Source organism: Rhizobium sp. SVR5-2C (assembly GCF_056755115.1).
Genome location: NZ_JBNDHT010000364.1, coordinates 1 through 318 on the forward strand (window position 1 = coordinate 1; position 318 = coordinate 318).

General features: G+C 65.1%; 1 protein-coding gene. It reads right to left on the minus strand.

Going from position 1 to position 318, the window contains the following annotated elements:
• A partial coding sequence (locus ACPYOI_RS36100; RefSeq protein ID WP_481424177.1) for an NAD(P)/FAD-dependent oxidoreductase occupies positions 1 to 318 on the minus strand: 318 nt, incomplete at both ends.

Genomic DNA, 318 nt, shown 5'->3' on the forward strand with positions numbered 1-318 from the left:
CCACATGTCGAAGCCGCCAAGCGCCACGCCGATTGCGGTGCCGAACTTCGACCACAGCGGCTTGACGTTGCGCACCCGCTTCAGGTCCTTGCCGATATCGCTCTTGCGCCAGTCAGCCTCGATCTCGGTGACTTCGTCATTGGCGCGGCCCGATGCAATCGCCTCGGCAATGCGGTCGGCCGCCAGCATGCCCGACAGCACCGCATTGTGGCTGCCCTTGATGCGCGGCACGTTGACGAAGCCGGCCGAACATCCGATCAACGCTCCGCCCGGGAAGGAGAGCTTCGGCACCGACTGGTATCCGCCCTCGGTAATGGC